Raw genomic sequence first — 17,508 nt, 5'->3', positions numbered from 1 at the left:
AGTTAATCGAATGCGCGTTTTTTATAAAGTTTTGTTCTCTATATTGGCAGTCTGATATATATTGAATGGATCGAATACGAATGTATGCTATATCTTAATTGCTCATTGATAAGGAGACTTCCATGTTAAAAAAATCAATTTATAATATACTAGGGGCATTAATAATAGCATTAAGCATATCTTTTCTGGGCATGCCTAATGGTATTGCTGATGGAGGGCTTGTTGGTATCTCTCTGCTCCTTTATCATGCTTTTTCTTTTTCGCCTGCAGCAGTTAACTTTTTTGGCTTTCTAATTATACTTGCGATCAGCTATAGATATTTAGCTAAGTCTGTACTCCTCAAAAGTTCAATTACTGTTATTTTGTTATCTTTCTTTACGTTTTTATTTGAAACGTACGGTCAACCACTCGGAGATCCTTTGGTTGGTGGTATTTTTTATGGCTTCTTTATGGGGATAGGGTTTGCTTTAATTCTTTTGTCAGGAAGCTCTATAGGAGGCGCATCAACTATTGCACTCGTTTTTAAAAAGCAATTTGGCTGGAATGTCGTCTTAGTTACCTTTATTTTGGATGTATTGGTGGTTATTTCAGGTGTTCTCATAATTGGAGTCTTACATACGCTCTATTCAATTATTGGTTTGTTTGTTGGAAAAGTTACAACAGATTATGTACTAGCTGGTTTTGATGCGAAAAAAGCATTTACTATCATATCTCCTCACAATGAAGAAATTTCCAGAAGAGTCACAACCGAGTTATCTTCAAGTGCAACCTATATAAATGGCTCAGGAGTATATAAAAAACACGAACAAAAAATGCTGTATATTGTAGTTCGAAATCATAGTGTCGTTCACTTGAGAAGGATAATTAATGAAGTTGATAACAATGCATTTGTTGTTGTAAACAATGTTAAGGATGTTTCTGGAGGAACTTTCTTTGCGGAGGAGGACCTTGAGGAAATACGGCAGAAAAAATAAAAAAACAGACCTGCCAATAACAGCGGATAACATGGAATGCAGGTTTTTTGGTGTTTCGCCAACGGATGATTTTGTCGAAAGGATGACATTTTCCGTTTTAAAAGGAAACGGACTCCTTTTTGTATTGCTCTTTACAGTTAATTTTCTTATGATTACTGAAGGGCATTTTATATAGGAGTGGGAAAACGTATGAGTAATGATATCAACAATGTTAAACAGCGCAATTACAATCCACTGATTTGGTTTCTATCCATATTTATCGTAGGAGTTATTTTGGGAACGTATTTATTGCCAAAAAGCGCAGATGGCACAATTGGTGGCATGGAGTTAACGGTATTGCCGATGCTGAATGCTATCTTGAACAGCTTCACCTTTCTCTTTTTGCTGACTGCCTTAATCATGATTAAAAAGAAAAACATTAAACTGCACCGCAGCTTCATCATTGCTGCATTCGTAACAACCTTTTTATTCTTTATCTCTTATTTAACGTACCACTCTATGGCTGAGTCTACAAGTTACGGCGGAGATGGAGCTATGATGTACATTTATTATTTTATCCTCATTACACACATTGTTCTGGCTGCATTGATTGTGCCGCTTGCGCTGATCACACTTGGAAGAGGATTGAATATGAAAGTAGAAAAGCATCGGAAAATCGCACGTTGGACAATGCCAATCTGGCTGTATGTCAGCTTTACTGGCGTATTGGTCTACTTAATGATTTCACCATACTATTAGGTAAGCGGATTTTAGGGCAGTTTCTTACCCTTCCCATGTAACCGAACAGTGCCTGGCACTGTTCGGTTAAGTTAATCGAATACGCGTTTTTTTATAGAGGGAGGAGACGAATAACCCAACTCTTCTTATCTATTAACGTTGTGCCACGTTCTAACCAACCCGTCAACAATGAGATCGATAGCAGAATTATTGGTATCGTATTTAATATGGGAGAAGGGGTTCCAGCTCGTTAGAAATCCTCCAGCGTTCACTTCGACATCTTTTGTTACGGCTTTTTGGTACTTATTATTTAATCCTTTTAAAGGATAGGCGAGAATATCATCCCTATCATAAAAGTTTAACCATTCCCCATCGATGGTTGGGTAATATTTTTTTATAGAAGGGGCTGGGACACTGATGGGCTCACCAAAATTATTAAATCGGAGAGACCAAAGGGCAAGCGGGCTCCCCATACTATAAAATAAGGTAAGTGTTTGCCCTTTTTCCAATGGTGTATCATCCATGTATCGTCTTGTGAGCTTTCCGATGTTATTTTGTTTTTTCTGCAAATCATAAAAATAATTAGTGGCAACTACGGACCCAAGGCTATGGCTAATCACACATAAAGGAGCATGTGGCCCAGCTTTTTTCTGGAGGCTGCTAAAGCACTGAGATAAATAGGCGTGTACTTTGTCATAATTTTGATTGGCTGCTGATGCAGGCTGATATGCGATAGCATCGGCAAGAAACTCAATGGCAAAACGACGCAAAAATTTATAGTCCAACTCTCCTCCTGTTTGCACCTTTTCCCATAACTCATTCTGCTCCTCCTCAAATATCGAAGACCAAAACAGAGATTGAAATACTAGATTTTCCTTTTTTAGCTTTTTGCCGAAACCTTCTGATATTTTCTTAATCATTTCTTCCGCAAAATTTTCTTCAGGTGTTCCAGCCCCGTGAAGTATAGCAACAGCAATTTTTTGTGTCATACGCTTCACCCCTTAATTATTAGTGAATTTGTATAATGAAAGGGAAATATAACCATCTATTTGTTGTTTAATATACATTTAATCTATTTTAAATACAATCCATAGAAAATAGTTATATCAATTCTAGGAATTTAAAAAAGAATTGTCGTCTGCTTAAAGTATTCTACAATAGCGTGATCGGCCAAGTTGGGCTGCCAATGAATTCCGCTATGGCAACGTATTATGCGTGAGGCTAATGCCGGATTGTTGGTTATCACAGTTCATGTTTTAGTGATAAACTTTGGTGTGGTCATCGGCTCCTCGATCGGCGTGCTAATTGATATGGGATATGGACTTGTGTTCCGGCGGCTCTTCTGAAATAACGGGCACTTCCTAAGTGTCCTCTTTCACTATTTTATAGGAATCGGTGACTTCCATTGTGTCCACGCGGTAAGTTGTGAACTCGAGACTCATTGGTGTCACTTCCACATTCATAAACGTTGGCACACCAAGCTGTTCTCTTACTGCTGCATACGGATCCGGCTTTTCTTTAAGATCGTAATATTTACTGCCGGACGAGGAATTTGCTGTTAAATACACCGTTCCTGCAGGATTGTAGACTGTGCCATCTTCATCAACCGTCTGCTCTATCTGCGGTTCAAAATCCAACATCTGATGGGTGCGGGTATAACTGTGATCATGTCCAGAGAGCACCGTGTCAATATCATGGCGATCAATCATCGGTACCAGATCCTCCCGCAGCTGAATCAAAGCTGGATTGTTGGAATGATTGGCCGAACTATAAATCGAATGGTGAAAAGTAAGGATTCTCCATTTTGCATCAGGGTTTGCTTCAATCGCTTTCTCCATGAATTTTTCGTGCTTGGAAATATCCCTGTTGTTCGAATTCAGATTGATGAAGAGCGTATCACCATGTGTAAAGTAATAGTTCCCATCCGTGTTCACGAAATTGCTAACCTGTTTGTCCTGATTCGGCAAATGGAAATGATTGTTGAACAGCCCGAAGTTATCATGATTTCCAGCCGTTGGGGCGATTGGATATTGCCTCAATTTTTCAGGTGCGAAAAAGGCCTCATACTCATCTTCCGAAAAAGGAATTTCGACCTGATCTCCTGCTGACTGAATGAAGCTTGTTTCTGGAAACTTCTCAAGCGCTTTATTTAAAGTATTTTCCCAGCCTGCAGCATCGGCCTCAAGATCACCGCTCGCCCCCAGCTGCGGGTCCCCTGCAAGTATGAAATTGTAGGAATCGGCTTCCTGTGTGTTGAAATGATAGGTTTCCGTGTAATTTCCATTACCGTCTCCCAGTCGATATTCATATTCCGTGTTCCGCTCAAGCCCGGTAATCGTCCCTTCATGGGCGGTGTACCCGGGGGAAGCAAGCTTTAAAGTGGCTTCCACCTCTGTAAAGGCTGGATCGGAAATCTTTTTATATTGAATCACTCCAGGATCTGTTGTGTACGGTGAATACCATGAAAAATTGAACTGTGTCACATCTGCCCCGGGAACAAAGGAAATACGCGAAGCCTGATAGGGCGCTGATTCCGTATTTGTCGGATTGACCGCTTGATTCGGCAGCATGGTTAAAAGTGAAAAAACCATCAAGAGTGCCACAAGCATAAGCCCGTTCGGTTTTCCGTTATTTAGCATTGAGTACAGATTGCCCTCCAATCTATTAATCTGTTGTAGAAGAGATAGTAAAGTAGTGTTAAGGCTCATTAAATAGACTGTAAATAAAAGTGGGATAAAAGGCAGGGGACAGAAAGAACTGGAAATTTTTTAAACGAGTTAATATCTTGAAAGCGAAAATTCCAGATGCTTTTTGGCAGAAGTTATTAGAAAAGTTTTCGTCTCTTTTAAGGATTAAAGACAGCAACTGTTTGGGCATTTCACGTCCAAACAGCTTTGTTGTTTTCCCTTATTGTTGCATGTTCGCTATCAGCATCATACCATTGATTTAACCCCTGCAAAGTACAAAATGGTTAGAACCGCAAACACAAGAAAAGTGACAAGCGCTTTATTCCTATAAGCTACCCACTTCCATGTTTTTAAAAAATTCTTCTTATGTTTCTTATAACCTTTTTTGGTTTGATTTAACCTTTAGTGCTTAATCCGGTATATCATGTTAATTCATTAAGCTTGCACACTTACTCACCTCCCTTGCTCATAACCCAGCTCAACTGCAGACAGCTTTTACTAAGCAAAAGAAGCAGACGCCCAGGGGCATCTGCTTCTGCTAAATAATTTTATCTTATTACATGCCCACTATTGGTTCAACTCCTGCAAAGTACACAATAGTTAGAACCGCAAACACAGCAAAAGTGATAAGTGATTTATTCATATAAGCTGTCCACCTCCATGATTTTTTCTTCTTACGTTTCTTATAACCTCTTTTGGTTTGTATATAACCTACTCGTTTTATATCTCCAAGTTCATTTACTTATTCTTTCTCGAAAACGAGACCATTCTCCTTTTTTCGTGTTCCATTATTGTTTTACCAATTGAACAAAGTGCTCAATATCCTCTTTGCTGGGGTATTCTTTTATTTGTGCTTCACCAGTATGTGTATATACGTATTCTTATCTTCTTTTTTGATTATAATTGGAGGTAAATTATTTTCCAATAGCGAATAATTCATTACCATCCTTCCTGTTCTGCCATTTCCGTCTGAAAAGGGATGAATTTTTTCAAACTGAATATATGCCTCCAGTATAGCACACAGTTTACCATCATCTGAATGACTATTTTCCAATCGATAATTCAAATTACCAATTAATTGATCCATTAGTTGCGGAACCAATTCAGGTGGTGCTGTTGAAAATTCTGTGCCTTTAATAAAATTTTCTTCCGTCTTGAATTTCCCTTTATCATGTTGCAGGCGGTCTGTTAAATTTTCATGTATATCTTTAACTGCGGACACAGCGTTATTATCTATTTTATCTATCATGTATTCGAATGTCTGCTGGTGATTGTCTACTTCATAAAATTCACTTCTAGATATATTAGGTCTATTAGGAAGCGTATTATTTAGTATAATGGAAACAGCTTCTGGCAAAGTTATGGCCCGACACATTGAAAAACAATGGTTGGAAGCAAGTATATCACCACCGTAATTGGCAGGTGATTCAAAATAACCAGCCAAAAAGGGATATTAAAGTCTTTCCCGAGCGAGAAGGGATTATCAAACGGAATAAAGTGTTGATGAATTTCTTTGTTGGGATATTTATTTATATAATTTTATCATCACTGTCGATGGTGTTGATAAGTCTGTTTACATTATTCAATCCTGCTGCAGAGGTGAATATTGAGGGAAGTCCCATGTGGATTATAACCCTTGCCGTTGGGATAACCCTTTGCACACTCGTGCCATATTCCGCTATAAAACTTTACAAACGAATAAACGATTTGAGATGGGAGGAGCCAGCCGATCCTCTCAAGTAACACCTGGGTATGTGGATGAACAATTCTTAAAAAAGAATGAGCAAGTTATTGTAAAAAGAAGAGTGGCCGGGCAATATTCTCCAGATAAGCTAGAAAAATGGCTGGAAGCGATGGAAGCAAAGGGTTATAACCTTATTCGAATAAGTAAGTTTGGAATTAAATATTATTTTGTAAAGGGTTCTCCGAAAAAGGTAAGTTTCCAGAACTTGGATTAAAAATATCTCCTGTTCATTTCAATTCCTGCATTTTTTCTCTTACACAATAAGCTTATTACTTATAGTTAACTCGAGGTCAAGAGATAAATTTATTTAATTATTTTTTTAACATGATGAGATGAAAACCTTAATAAAAAGATTCTGTGACAATAATTTGAAATGAAAATGGCATAAAAAAGCCACCGACAAGCCACTGCCAGCTATCGATGACATTTTTTCATCAAGACGATGTCCAACTCCCACCATTAATATGAATGGCTTGCCCTGTCATGTAAGAGGATTCTTTTGCTGCAAGCATGACATATGGCCAGGCATGTTCAGATGGCTGGCCCGGGCGTCCCATTAAGGAATTCTGGCCAAAATTTTCTACACCATCTTCGTCAAAGGAGGAAGGGATAAGTGGAGTCCAGACAGGCCCTGGAGCAACCGTGTTTGCCCGGATTCCTTTCTTGGCAAGGCTTTGCGCAATACTTCTTGTGAAAGCAGTAATCGCACCTTTTGTCGCGGAATAATCCATGAGTACGGCATTTCCTTTATAAGCATTGATTATTTACTAAAATATTGATCCTGCCAAATGCTTCTACTGTTTTTTCGACCAGATCGATACAATGTGATTCTTCTTTAATATCCCCGGGAAGGAGCAGGCATTGGGATCCTTCTGCCTCTACTAATTTCTTCGTTTCCTCCGAATCTTCATGTTCATCTAGATAGGAAATCGCTACGTTTGCACCTTCTTTTGCATATAAAATAGCAACAGCTCGACCAATTCCACTATCGCCACCGGTAATCAGTGCGTTTTTTCCTTTCAATTTATCTGATCCTTTGTAATCAGTAGGCTGATGTGGAAGGGGGTTCATTTTTGATTCTATTCCGGGCTGTTTTTCCTGTTTTTGTCTCGGAGTGCTTCCTTTTTGCATTTCTGTTGGTTCCATCATCTATTCCTCCGTCTAAGAGCTCTATTATTTTTATAGGGTTCCACATACAAACTCTCTGTAAACATTTGGAGGATCACAATCATTATCCTTGACTTAAAGTCGGCTCGAAGTATTACCATGAAAATAAATAGAAAAGGAGGTGAAAGCAATGCAAGCCAACTGGACTCAAGAACAGCTTGCTGATTTTTCCCAGGCGGATGATATGTATGTATCACCATTTTACAGTGACGGAAAAACTCCCGGAACACCAACATGGATCTGGTCCGTTGTTGCAGATGGCAACCTCTATGTAAGAGCTTATAACGGCCAAAATTCACGGTGGTATAATTCCGCTGTTGTGCAAAAAGCTGGCAAAATAAAACTGGCTGGGGAAGAATACGATGTTAGTTTTGAACCTGTAGAAAATGATTCCGCCTTAACAGAAAAAATAGACGCAGCCTATAAAGAAAAATACGGTGACAGCAGCTATCTTCCACCTATGTTAAGGGAAGAACCTGTAAGTGCAACTGTATTAATTTTGCCTCGAAATGAATAAAGCAATTTACAAAGCCACCTGATCTATGTTGTTGATTAGGTGGCTTTTATTAGATTACCTTTATGCTTATCACGCCAGATGAGCATTCGGCTTAATCAGTAATTCACGCGGGAAATTACTGAGCAGTTCATAGCCTGTTTCGGTTACCCGGAAGGTTTCACTGATTTCCATACCGATATGCCCGAGATCCATGGTTGGTATCATGTGAAACGTCATATTAGGTTTTAATATCGTCTGATCTCCCGGTCTGAGACTGGCTGTATGCTCTCCCCAGTCCGGTGGATAATTGAGTCCGACAGAGTATCCGATACGGGAATCCTTTTTATAGCCATTCCGATCAAGCGATCTGCGCCAGGCAAGCTCAACTTCCTCACAGGTTACACCAGGTTTGATGATATCCAATGCCTCATTGATGCCTTCGATAACTGTTTCACTCAGGCGATATACTTCTTCTGAAGGCATCCCAACAACCGCTGTACGGGCAAGTGGCGAATGATAGCGTTTGTAACAGCCTGCCAATTCAATAATAACCGGATCTCCTGCGCGGAATGTATCATCGGTCCAGGTTAAATGACATGCAGACGTTTTTTCACCTGTCGGTAATAATGGAACGATCGCCGGGTAATCCCCGCCAAATTCTTCCGTGCCGCTTATTTGTGCGTAAGAAATGGCCGCAGCTACCTCACTCTCGCGCACTCCCTCATTAAGTGCATTATACGCCGCGTGCATTGTTTTTTCCGAAATTCTGGCTGCTTGCTTCATATAGGTAATTTCCTGATCTGACTTCATGCTGCGCACCCAGTTCACCAGATTTGTTGCATCCCTCAGTTTGGCTTCAGGTAACCCTTTGGCTAACCGAAGATAGCTTTGCGCGGTAAAATAATATGCATCCAACTCCATCGCAATCGTTTGTTTATCCAGCCTCTTTCCTTTAATAAAATCAGTTACGACCTCCATTGGATGTCTAACGGCCGAATGAACATATTGATCACCATAGGACTGAATGTGATTCTGGTCCAGCCATGTGGTATATCTGGCGGCATTTGCATCCAGCCCGCGTCCGATCCAATATGGCTGATCCTCATCTATGATTACAACAAGCAGCTGGTGCACGTAAAAGGACCATGCATCATATCCGCTTAAGTAGTTCATATTCGCCGGATCGGTCACCAGAAGTACATTAATGCCTTCTGATTCCATCCTCTTTTTTGTATTAGCCAGCCGTTCTTGAAATTCCGCAATAGAAAATAACACAACCCATCCCTTCCCTTCTTTTGTAAGTTATGTTTATTTTATGAATTCTTTCTTTCAAAGTTGCTCTTGGTAATGGAATAAAATTAAAGAAACAACCCATTTTCCCCTCTGAAGAACCTATTTAATTAAACAGTCTAGTTCTTTGAGTCAACTCTAAGTCAAATAATAGGTCATGTTACAGTTATCTTTTCTGTAAATCATGAACGCGAATGATGAAAGAGGAGAAGGTAAAATCACCGGTTTTTATATAAAAATAGCTGAAAGTTAAAAAAATCACTTGAAAATTAAATACTAATCAGTTAGTATTTAATTTAAACAGTCCTGATATACTCAGGTTGAGCATCGTCGGATAGTGGGAAGGTTATTTAAACAGATCTAAGGGGTTAGAAATAATAATGAAGAACAAGTTTCAGAAAAAGCGGGAAGAGACCTACAATCGATTAATAGAAACTGGAGTGGAAGTGTTTTGCGAAAAAGGATATGCTTCTACCACCCTTGAAGATATAACTTCGAGAGCCGGGTATACAAAGGGCGCCTTTTATGTTCATTTCAAAAATAAACAGGCTTTCTTTTTTCAACTGATGGATCATCAAGGATTCTTTTTTGAGGGTGACCAGAATGAAGAGGGGAGACTTGTTGCTGGCAGCGATTTCAAAAGCACCGTTGACTACTGGAGTAAACAGGTTCTCAATCGGTTTATATCTTCAAAATGGACATTGGTCTTTTACGATTTCTATATCCAAAACCGTCATGATGCAAAGGTGCAATCTTTTTTTCAGGAGTATCACCAGAAGTGGGTGGAGGATATTAGCACCATTATAGATGGATTGAAAATGAAAGGATGGGTCGTAAAGGAACAAGATTCAAGAAAGTTGGCCATAAGGTGCTACGACATCATAGCAGGTGCTATCTTACATCATCATATAGATGGTGAACCTGTTGATCTCGATGATATGACGGAAGCAATTCTTGATTTGCTTGGATGATAATCCTATGTACGGATTAATTGGAATTATAAAGCTTTATAGGGTAATTGTACTGAGTGTGGGCAGTGGAAATTGCAGATGACGACATCAGATGTAAGACGGGAAGGATGAGCTGACTATACTACGAATCTGAGTAGGGGGATGTCCTTTGAGTAAAGAAAAAGAAGTTATGGAGCAACCTGCAGACGCAACGTTGAAAAGGAGAGAGCGGCCATTATACCAAGAACAGCAATTAAAGGATAAGGAACAGGCTTTAAATAATGCAGTGGATCCGGAATGGGTCGAACTCCTGCAAATGGCACGGGATATGGGAATCAATATAAATGAAGTGCGTCAAATTTTGAGCGACTTTTCCGTTGACAAAAGCCCTGACGCTCTTCACTAAGGAAGATCAAACTCTTTAATAAAATTAAACGCTGATTTATCAATCTTAAATCCATTTTAAGTCCTCTTTATAAATGGATTTTTTAATTTATCCTAGTATATGTGACAGTTTCCTATTCCAAAACCGTTGCTGTTATGGGTTTGTTCAACTACTTAAAAGATACAGACGCCATTCTTCGGTTTTGTGAAGGCGGTGTTCTAAAACAAAGTTACACTGTTCCCCCCTTTTAGATTTAATCGTCTAAAGGGGTGTTTTTTGTCTTACCCGACGTCTTGACTATATCGCAATCAGTTAACTTATATTATACTATATAATTATGCAGGAAGAGAACTTTCCCAATATAACCGAGGTGGAACCATGACCAAGTCAAAATATGAATTCTTATCAGATGATCCGAATGTAAAAACATTGCCGATTATGATGGCATTAATCATAGGCGCGTTTTTTGCAATATTAAATGAGACGCTGCTGAACATAGCACTGACAACATTAATGGCAGAGTTTGGTATTACCTTGCCAACCGTACAATGGGTCGCAACTGGGTTTATGTTAATTATGGGGATTGTCATTCCGATTTCCCCGTTGCTTATGCAATGGTTTACAACAAGGCAGCTGTTCATTGGAACGATGATAGTATTCACATTTGGTACAGCAATTGCAGCTGTTGCACCGACATTTTCCATATTGCTCACCGGCCGTCTGATTCAGGCAATTGGCACAGGACTGTTAATGCCGCTTATTTTCAACGTCTTCCTATTGATATACCCGCCACATAAAAGAGGTAAAATTATGGGTATTGTTGGCTTGGTCATTATGTTTGCGCCTGCGATTGGCCCAACGCTCTCGGGAGTAATCGTGGATTATTTGGGGTGGAGATTTTTATTTATCACTGTCATTCCATTCGCGTTATTTTCGATTCTATTTGGATATAAATACTTAATTAACGTATCTGAAGTAACAAAACCAAAAATTGATTGGTTTTCTATTATTTTCTCAACCATTGGATTTGGGGCGACAATATACGGATTTAGTTCAGTTGGGGAAAGTGAAGCAGGCTTTTTAACACCAGACGTTTTAATCTCTCTCATTGTTGGGGTGACAAGTATTGTACTGTTTGCAATTAGACAATTTAAGGTTGAAGAACCATTGATGGACTTGCGAGTATTCAAATTGCCGATGTTCTCCCATGCTGTTGCCATGTTTGTCATCATCGTGATGACAATGTTTGCATCTGAGTTAATTTTACCGGTATTTATGCAAGGCCCCATGGCGCTGGCGCCTGCAGCGGCTGGCTTGCTATTGTTGCCAGGCAGTATTTTAAATGGGATTGCGAGTCCATTTATGGGGGCTTTATTTGATAAGGTTGGACCGCGAATGATGATGATTCCAGCGACCATCGTACTTGCCGGAACCATGTTTATGTTTAGCCGATTGACTGCGGAAACTCCACCATGGGTGATTATCGTCGGATTTATTTTAATCATGCTCAGTGTATCTGCAACCATGATGCCTGCCGAGACAAACGGATTGAACCAGCTTCCAAAACGCTTATACCCACATGGTACAGCAGTAATGTCCGCATTGCAGCCCTTAAGCGGTGCAATCGGCGTTTCCGTATTTATTAGTATTCTAAATTCGAAACAAGCAAGCTATTTAGAAGGTGTGGCAAATCCAACTGCACCAGAATCGATAAACCAGGCGATGGTTGCTGGGGTAGAACTTGTCTACTTTATCATTTTTATCATTTCTATCGTGGCAGTGATTCTGTCATTTCTGGTGTACCGTGCCCGTCCAATTGAAGAAGACGTTCATGAGAAAATTAATTCGTAAGGAAGTTAAATTATGAGTGTAGGAGGAGAGACGAACATGACAATAGAAAAGAACCTGTCACCAGAACAGCGTGAAGAATTACTTAGCACATTGAAAGCCCGTTTTGAGAAAAACATGCACCGTCACGAAGGTCTTGAATGGGCGGAAATCCAAACAAAACTGGATGCTGATACGGAAAAACTGTGGTCGCTCCATGAAATGGAAAGAACTGGCGGTGAGCCGGATGTGGTTGGTCATGATAAAAGTGAGGACGAATACATTTTTTGTGATTGTTCAGCGGAAAGTCCTAAAGGCCGCAGAAGTGTATGCTACGACCGTGCGGGGCTGGAGGCAAGGAAAAAACACAAACCGGAAAATAATGCGATGGATATGGCAGCCGATATGGGCATTGAACTTTTAACGGAGGAACAGTATCGAGGGTTGCAGCAACTTGAAAAATTCGATCAGAAAACATCTAGTTGGGTGAAAACGCCCTCTGATATCAGAGAACTCGGCGGTGCGCTGTTTTGCGATTATCGCTACGGCCATGTCTTCGTGTATCACAATGGTGCGTCCTCTTATTATGGCGTGAGAGGGTTTCGCGGTTCGCTGAGCGTTTAATTGCAGGCGACTTAAATTGATTTTATCGCCAACTATACGATCTGGCGAGATTGATGAGTTGCTGCGGGCTACTTTGCCGCCCCACGCGATCCCTGACTTTTTCTTGGTCTTATAATAGAGAATTTCCCTTGCATGAAATCCCTGCATCCTGCACATCGTAACAATAGGACGTGTGGGAGGGGTGAAAGCAATAGAACATGCATGGCTTTCTTTAATTCCATTTATTATCGTGATCGGATTTTCGATCTGGTTAAAACAAATACTTCCCGGACTCGTGCTGGGACTCTTTGTTGGTGCATTTCTGGTGGAGTTCAGTGTGCTCAATGGATCAAAAGAGACAGTTAACTATATCGTAGAGACACTGTCTGATCCGGGAAATATAAATATCATTGCTTTTCTTTACTTATTTGGCGGCCTGATCGGGATGATGCAAATATCCGGCGGGGTCAAAGGTTTTTCCGAGTGGGTTGGCGACAAAATAAGCTCGGAACGCGGACTCCTTGCAGTAATCTGGCTTACGCTTCCATTTACTTTTATGATGCCAATGTTCCGGATCATGATGATTGGTCCGGTGGTTAGAACATTGCTGAAAAAGGTGAACATGTCCAGCTGGAAAGTCGGCTTTACGATGGATATCTCCACAGGCTCCGTGATTGTCCTGCTGCCGGCCGCAACCGCATTTGTCGGGTTTATGGTCTCGCTCATCGAGGGCGGGATTCAAAAACATAATTTGGAGGCAGATGCCTATCAAGTATTTTTATACAGTATTCCATTTAACTTTTTTGCGATTGTGATGCTGGTTATTGGCTTGATTTGGACATTCTGGTCAAAACCGAAGAAGACGAAGAAAAGCAAACAAGAGGGGGAGGAAGAATATCACCGTGTAGGAGTTAAAAAAGAACTCTCCATGGTGAAAGCACAGCCGTGGAATTTGATCGTCCCCTTGTTTTTGCTGCTTGGGCTGACGATGTACCTATTGTGGCAGGATGGAATGGAAAAGGGGGCAGCAGGGGTATTTGATGCACTTGCGGAAGCTGACGCTACGTTTGTCATTCTCCTTGCTGTATTTATTACCCTGATTCTCACCTTCATTTTCTATATGTTTAGGAAGCAAAAATTGGATGAGACGATGTATCATTTTTATGATGGTGGAAATCAATTGATGCAGCCGATCATTCTCCTTGTGCTTGTATGGTCCCTGTCCCTTGTGGCAGAAGATCTTGGATTTTCCCAGTTTATCGGAGCAACTCTCGGTGCTTTCCTGCCGGCTTTCACCATCCCGGCAATTGTATTTTTAGTCGGTTCGGTGGTCAGTTATTTCCTCGGTTCTTCTTTTGGAACATGGGGGATCTTCATGCCGCTTGGAATAGCGTTGGCGTCTTCTACCGGTGCATCGCTTCCAATGACAGTCGGTGCAGTCTTTGCCGCCGGATCATTCGGTGCCATGACCTCCCCGCTTGGTGACACAACGATCACAACGGCGTCTATACTGGATGTCCCGCTTATCGAGTATGCGCGTTATAAATTGAAAATCGTTTCCATTGGGGTCGGCGTTGCTGCAGTACTTTTTCTTGGAGCGGGGTTCTTTCTGGGGTAGGAGGGGGGTGCCTGTCACCACCCGATTTTTGTCGAATGTGCAACATTGTGGATGGTTTCCAAATACCAATCAAACGTTTGTTTAAATAAAGATACAGGCTGGATTCACTAATGATCCAGCCTGTATTTTTAGGAGAAAACCGATTTTCCCATTCTTTCGTTTTTATGAACATCTTCCGTTCCTGCTTCCAGTGCCGTCTTGTAGTAGTCGCATTTATGTTCAATGAGATCCATTGTCTTTTGCAGTTCTTCCATTTGTTTTTCTACAGCAGCTTTTCGCTCCGTGAACATGTCATATCTTTGCTGCAAGGTCGAATCACCCTCAGAAAGCCATTCTATAAAATTCCTGATATCCTTAATCGGCATACCGCTGGACTTCAAACATTCAATAACATTTAACAATTCGACATCGGTTTCTTTAAATACTCTTTTTCCGCCAGCTGTACGCTCCACAAAAGGCATAAGTCCTTCCTTGTCGTAGTAACGCAACGTATAGACAGTGAGATTCAATTTACTTGCGACTTCGCTGATCGAATATGTCATTTCCATTTCTCCTTCTTTCCTCGCAGTAGACCTCGAGTTAACTCTATTGTTTTGAAAATTTTACCATAGCGATTATGAATTTTCAAAGTCAATAAAATGATAGGCTTAAAGTTTTTCAAAAAATATAAATCAACTACTTGACCTCGAGTTAACTATAGGATATAAGATAATTTTCAAGATAGAAATGGATGAAAAGGAAATCTGAGTCATTCATTCTGGATATTATGGGTTTACGGGAATTTGAGAAGCGAGCCGGCAATATCAGGAACTTTCACTGGACCCTGAAAAACAACAGATTGAAATACAAGGCTATCTGAACGGTAAAACGTCAACAGAAGACAACATTACCCATTACAAAGAACCGGAGTTGGATGAAAACGCAGATCCCGTTCCTGAAGGGGATTATGTGGCGGATCCTGATGCCCCCATGAGCTATGGATAGACGAGGAGAATTAGCCTTTGAAGAGAATACATTTGGCTATGGCGGTGTGCCTTCACACATTGTAGTTGTCTTAACCGAGCAAGTCTCAAACGCCTATAAAGATTTTCTCAGAAAGAAAAAGATATCCTATATCATTGCGGGCAAAGAACAAATTGATTATGACGTGATGCTGGACAAGTTCTATAACCTGTTTCATATCAAGCGAATGATGGTTGGAGGAGGCGGAACGATCAACTGGTCTATGATTCAAAATGAACTGGTTGATGAAGTCAGCTTCATCCTCGCTCCGATCGCAAATGGTGATCCAGACGGCAACCGGTTCTTCGTCGCAAAAGACCCGTTTACCAGCATTAAAGAAACAGCTTTTCAGCTTAAATCCGTTGAAGAATTGGAATACGGTACATTATGGATTCGCTATTCTGTAAAAAAGATGTGAAGCGGCAATGGAGAAAATTCTTTCCCTAACAATCAGTGGGCCCATTGTATTGAAGTTTTAAGTTATATTGAACTTAAAGTTAAAAATGGTCCCATGATATGTCTTCTTTGTTTGAAGAAAGCAAATATGCGGGTAATACTCCAGTAACATTCAAACTGGATCATGTGGAAAAACTTAAAGATGATGCTTTATGGCTGAGATATCTTATAGAAAAGTAAGTGCTATGGAGTAGAGTAGGCTGCTCACAGAGAAGATCAATCAGTAACAGTGGGGGTAGTTGTATTTCATTTAGTAATCCACTCCCGAGTTCGACAAATATCGGGAAGTGACAGGCACTCCAATAAGGGGAAATATATTTTGAAGACGTTACTATACGTAAATATAAGGGATTATAAAGTCGAGAGGGTAAAACCAATTTATGCTGCAAAAAAATTAGGGTATAGAATCGCTCTATTGGCGGATACAGATCCTGGTTTGGATGCGGGATTAATTGATGACTTCATCTTGGCTGATACGTATGATATGGAAGAATCCGTTAAAGCAAGTGTGAAGTATTCGAAAAGCCACACGATTGCTGGTGTATTAACCTGGTCGGATAAAGATGTGGAGTTAGTAGCAAAAATAGGGGCAGAATTAGGCTTGCATACAATCAGTGTGGAAGCTGCAAAAAGGGCCAGGAATAAATATGTAATGAGAGATACACTAAGACAGGTTCCGGAGATTTGCCCAAAATATAAGAGAGTACTATCTTTTGGTGATTTGGAACAAGCTGTAAATGAGGTGGGAACGCCAGGTATCTTTAAACCTGTCGGAGCAGCAGGGAGTAAAGGTATATTTAAAATTGAAGGTAATACGGATATTCGTGAAATATATGAAGTAATGATTGAATCTACCTCTCCTGAGAACGATAAAATTTACACCTACTACCCAAACGAATATATCTATGAAGAATTTCTGGAAGGCCCGGAAGTATCTGTTGATGGTGTTGTGCAAAATAATATCGTCTATATTACCGGTGTTGCTGATAATTTGGTGTCAGACGATTATTCACTCGACTACTTTGAAATTTTCCCGTCAGAAAAAGATGATGAAACGGTTGAAAATATAAAGGAATGCACGGAAAAAGCAGTAAAAAAACTGGGGTTCAATGATTGTTCTTTTCATCTGGAAGCACGATTAACACCAGATGGAGTCAAAGTGATCGAAGTTGCAGGTCGTCCTGCAGGCGGGTTCCTCGCTTCCCATGTCTTTGAACAGGCTTCCGGTCATTCATACATGGAGTTTATTATAAAAGTAGCAGTTGGTGAAGACATCAAGGACAGCTGGCAGGATTTCGATAAAAACAGCAACCATAGTGTATGTCACTATGAAATTTTAGCCGATAAGGAAGGCGTGATTACGGATATACGTGGTTTTGATGGCGTAATGGAAGATGAGGATGTTATTTTGATCGTTCCCTTAAAGTACGTTAATGATGAAGTGGTATTGCCTCCGAAAGATTTCGAATCATGTTATCTCGCAACAGCAGTAGTAAGAGGAAATGGGTATAAAGATGTGATGAATAAAATTGATAAGATGGAAAGCAAGTTGGAATATCGGATCGTATAGAAAATAGAGGGTAGCCCCTGAT

Annotated in this window: 16 protein-coding genes and 1 pseudogene; 11 read left to right on the top strand and 6 right to left on the bottom strand. The window is 40.3% G+C overall.

What is annotated here, in order from left to right:
• The first annotated feature begins 122 nt into the window (after positions 1 to 122).
• The gene (locus CEG13_RS16730) at positions 123 to 974 is read left to right on the top strand and encodes a YitT family protein (protein WP_100013030.1); all 852 of its coding nucleotides are present in this window, start codon (positions 123 to 125) and stop codon (positions 972 to 974) included.
• A 189-nt stretch (positions 975 to 1,163) separates the two neighbouring features.
• A complete protein-coding gene (locus CEG13_RS16720) occupies positions 1,164 to 1,712 on the top strand; it encodes a DUF420 domain-containing protein (protein WP_100013028.1) in 549 nt (182 codons plus the stop codon).
• A 125-nt stretch (positions 1,713 to 1,837) separates the two neighbouring features.
• On the opposite strand, the gene CEG13_RS16715 is transcribed toward CEG13_RS16720, so the two are convergent.
• The 3 genes from CEG13_RS16715 to CEG13_RS16705 form a co-directional block, all read right to left on the bottom strand.
• Positions 1,838 to 2,680 carry a chemotaxis protein gene (locus CEG13_RS16715; protein ID WP_100013027.1) on the bottom strand — a complete coding sequence of 281 codons (843 nt, stop codon included), beginning with the start codon at positions 2,678 to 2,680 and terminating at the stop codon, positions 1,838 to 1,840.
• Positions 2,681 to 3,052: 372 nt separating this feature from the next.
• Complete coding sequence (locus CEG13_RS16710) at positions 3,053 to 4,330, bottom strand: purple acid phosphatase family protein (RefSeq protein WP_158234720.1); 1,278 nt, start codon at positions 4,328 to 4,330, stop codon at positions 3,053 to 3,055.
• A gap of 892 nt (positions 4,331 to 5,222) precedes the next feature.
• Positions 5,223 to 5,627: a Fic family protein gene (locus CEG13_RS16705; protein ID WP_158234719.1), complete on the bottom strand. Its 405-nt coding sequence runs from the start codon at positions 5,625 to 5,627 to the stop codon at positions 5,223 to 5,225.
• A 373-nt stretch (positions 5,628 to 6,000) separates the two neighbouring features.
• Here CEG13_RS16705 and CEG13_RS16700 point away from each other — a divergent pair, with 373 nt between their 5' ends.
• Entirely contained in the window at positions 6,001 to 6,336 is a 336-nt protein-coding gene (locus CEG13_RS16700; protein ID WP_204758497.1) for a DUF2812 domain-containing protein, read from the top strand.
• A gap of 220 nt (positions 6,337 to 6,556) precedes the next feature.
• On the opposite strand, the pseudogene CEG13_RS16695 reads toward CEG13_RS16700, so the two are convergent.
• Positions 6,557 to 7,268, bottom strand: a pseudogene (locus CEG13_RS16695) (SDR family oxidoreductase).
• Between the two features lie 151 nt (positions 7,269 to 7,419).
• Here CEG13_RS16695 and CEG13_RS16690 point away from each other — a divergent pair.
• Positions 7,420 to 7,806, top strand: a complete 387-nt coding sequence (locus tag CEG13_RS16690) for a DUF2255 family protein (RefSeq protein WP_100013024.1) — start codon at positions 7,420 to 7,422, stop codon at positions 7,804 to 7,806.
• Between the two features lie 69 nt (positions 7,807 to 7,875).
• Here CEG13_RS16690 and CEG13_RS16685 read toward each other — a convergent pair whose 3' ends face one another.
• Complete coding sequence (locus CEG13_RS16685; RefSeq protein ID WP_100013023.1) at positions 7,876 to 9,060, bottom strand: M24 family metallopeptidase; 1,185 nt, start codon at positions 9,058 to 9,060, stop codon at positions 7,876 to 7,878.
• Between the two features lie 395 nt (positions 9,061 to 9,455).
• Between CEG13_RS16685 and CEG13_RS16680 the strand changes: the two genes are divergently transcribed.
• The 5 genes from CEG13_RS16680 to CEG13_RS16660 all read left to right on the top strand — a co-directional run bounded on the left by CEG13_RS16680 (position 9,456) and on the right by CEG13_RS16660 (position 14,458).
• Positions 9,456 to 10,046, top strand: coding sequence for a TetR/AcrR family transcriptional regulator (locus tag CEG13_RS16680; RefSeq protein ID WP_100013022.1), 591 nt, complete (start codon positions 9,456 to 9,458; stop codon positions 10,044 to 10,046).
• Positions 10,047 to 10,194: 148 nt separating this feature from the next.
• Positions 10,195 to 10,431: an anti-repressor SinI family protein gene (locus CEG13_RS16675; protein WP_100013021.1), complete on the top strand. Its 237-nt coding sequence runs from the start codon at positions 10,195 to 10,197 to the stop codon at positions 10,429 to 10,431.
• A 357-nt stretch (positions 10,432 to 10,788) separates the two neighbouring features.
• Positions 10,789 to 12,261: an MDR family MFS transporter gene (locus CEG13_RS16670; RefSeq protein WP_100013020.1), complete on the top strand. Its 1,473-nt coding sequence runs from the start codon at positions 10,789 to 10,791 to the stop codon at positions 12,259 to 12,261.
• 36 nt (positions 12,262 to 12,297) lie between these two features.
• On the top strand, positions 12,298 to 12,861 hold the full coding sequence (locus CEG13_RS16665; protein WP_100013019.1) for a DUF4256 domain-containing protein: 564 nt from the start codon (positions 12,298 to 12,300) through the stop codon (positions 12,859 to 12,861).
• A gap of 190 nt (positions 12,862 to 13,051) precedes the next feature.
• Positions 13,052 to 14,458: a Na+/H+ antiporter NhaC family protein gene (locus tag CEG13_RS16660; protein WP_100013046.1), complete on the top strand. Its 1,407-nt coding sequence runs from the start codon at positions 13,052 to 13,054 to the stop codon at positions 14,456 to 14,458.
• Positions 14,459 to 14,586: 128 nt separating this feature from the next.
• Here the strand turns inward: CEG13_RS16660 and CEG13_RS16655 are convergent, their stop codons facing one another.
• Positions 14,587 to 15,000, bottom strand: a complete 414-nt coding sequence (locus CEG13_RS16655) for a MerR family transcriptional regulator (protein WP_100013018.1) — start codon at positions 14,998 to 15,000, stop codon at positions 14,587 to 14,589.
• Between the two features lie 434 nt (positions 15,001 to 15,434).
• Here CEG13_RS16655 and CEG13_RS16650 point away from each other — a divergent pair, with 434 nt between their 5' ends.
• Together CEG13_RS16650 and CEG13_RS16645 are read left to right on the top strand one after the other, a co-directional pair.
• Positions 15,435 to 15,878 carry a dihydrofolate reductase family protein gene (locus CEG13_RS16650; RefSeq protein ID WP_100013017.1) on the top strand — a complete coding sequence of 148 codons (444 nt, stop codon included), beginning with the start codon at positions 15,435 to 15,437 and terminating at the stop codon, positions 15,876 to 15,878.
• A gap of 357 nt (positions 15,879 to 16,235) precedes the next feature.
• The gene (locus CEG13_RS16645) at positions 16,236 to 17,486 is read left to right on the top strand and encodes an ATP-grasp domain-containing protein (RefSeq protein WP_100013016.1); all 1,251 of its coding nucleotides are present in this window, start codon (positions 16,236 to 16,238) and stop codon (positions 17,484 to 17,486) included.
• The last annotated feature ends 22 nt before the right edge of the window (positions 17,487 to 17,508 follow it).

Origin of the sequence: Lentibacillus sediminis (genome assembly GCF_002763455.1) — a bacterium.
GTDB lineage: Bacteria > Bacillota > Bacilli > Bacillales > Amphibacillaceae > Lentibacillus_D > Lentibacillus_D sediminis_A.
This window is presented reverse-complemented; position numbering and strand designations above follow the sequence as displayed.

Bases quoted from the DNA above. Each gene is read 5' to 3' on its own strand.
- CEG13_RS16655 (WP_100013018.1), bottom strand. From the start codon at position 15,000: ATGACATATTCGATCAGCGAAGTCGCAAGTAAATTGAATCTCACTGTC.
- CEG13_RS16720 (WP_100013028.1), top strand. From the start codon at position 1,164: ATGAGTAATGATATCAACAATGTTAAACAGCGCAATTACAATCCACTG.
- CEG13_RS16690 (WP_100013024.1), top strand. From the start codon at position 7,420: ATGCAAGCCAACTGGACTCAAGAACAGCTTGCTGATTTTTCCCAGGCG.
- CEG13_RS16665 (WP_100013019.1), top strand. From the start codon at position 12,298: ATGACAATAGAAAAGAACCTGTCACCAGAACAGCGTGAAGAATTACTT.
- CEG13_RS16670 (WP_100013020.1), top strand. From the start codon at position 10,789: ATGACCAAGTCAAAATATGAATTCTTATCAGATGATCCGAATGTAAAA.
- CEG13_RS16680 (WP_100013022.1), top strand. From the start codon at position 9,456: ATGAAGAACAAGTTTCAGAAAAAGCGGGAAGAGACCTACAATCGATTA.
- CEG13_RS16650 (WP_100013017.1), top strand. From the start codon at position 15,435: ATGGATAGACGAGGAGAATTAGCCTTTGAAGAGAATACATTTGGCTAT.
- CEG13_RS16730 (WP_100013030.1), top strand. From the start codon at position 123: ATGTTAAAAAAATCAATTTATAATATACTAGGGGCATTAATAATAGCA.
- CEG13_RS16715 (WP_100013027.1), bottom strand. From the start codon at position 2,680: ATGACACAAAAAATTGCTGTTGCTATACTTCACGGGGCTGGAACACCT.
- CEG13_RS16710 (WP_158234720.1), bottom strand. From the start codon at position 4,330: ATGCTAAATAACGGAAAACCGAACGGGCTTATGCTTGTGGCACTCTTG.
- CEG13_RS16705 (WP_158234719.1), bottom strand. From the start codon at position 5,627: ATGATAGATAAAATAGATAATAACGCTGTGTCCGCAGTTAAAGATATA.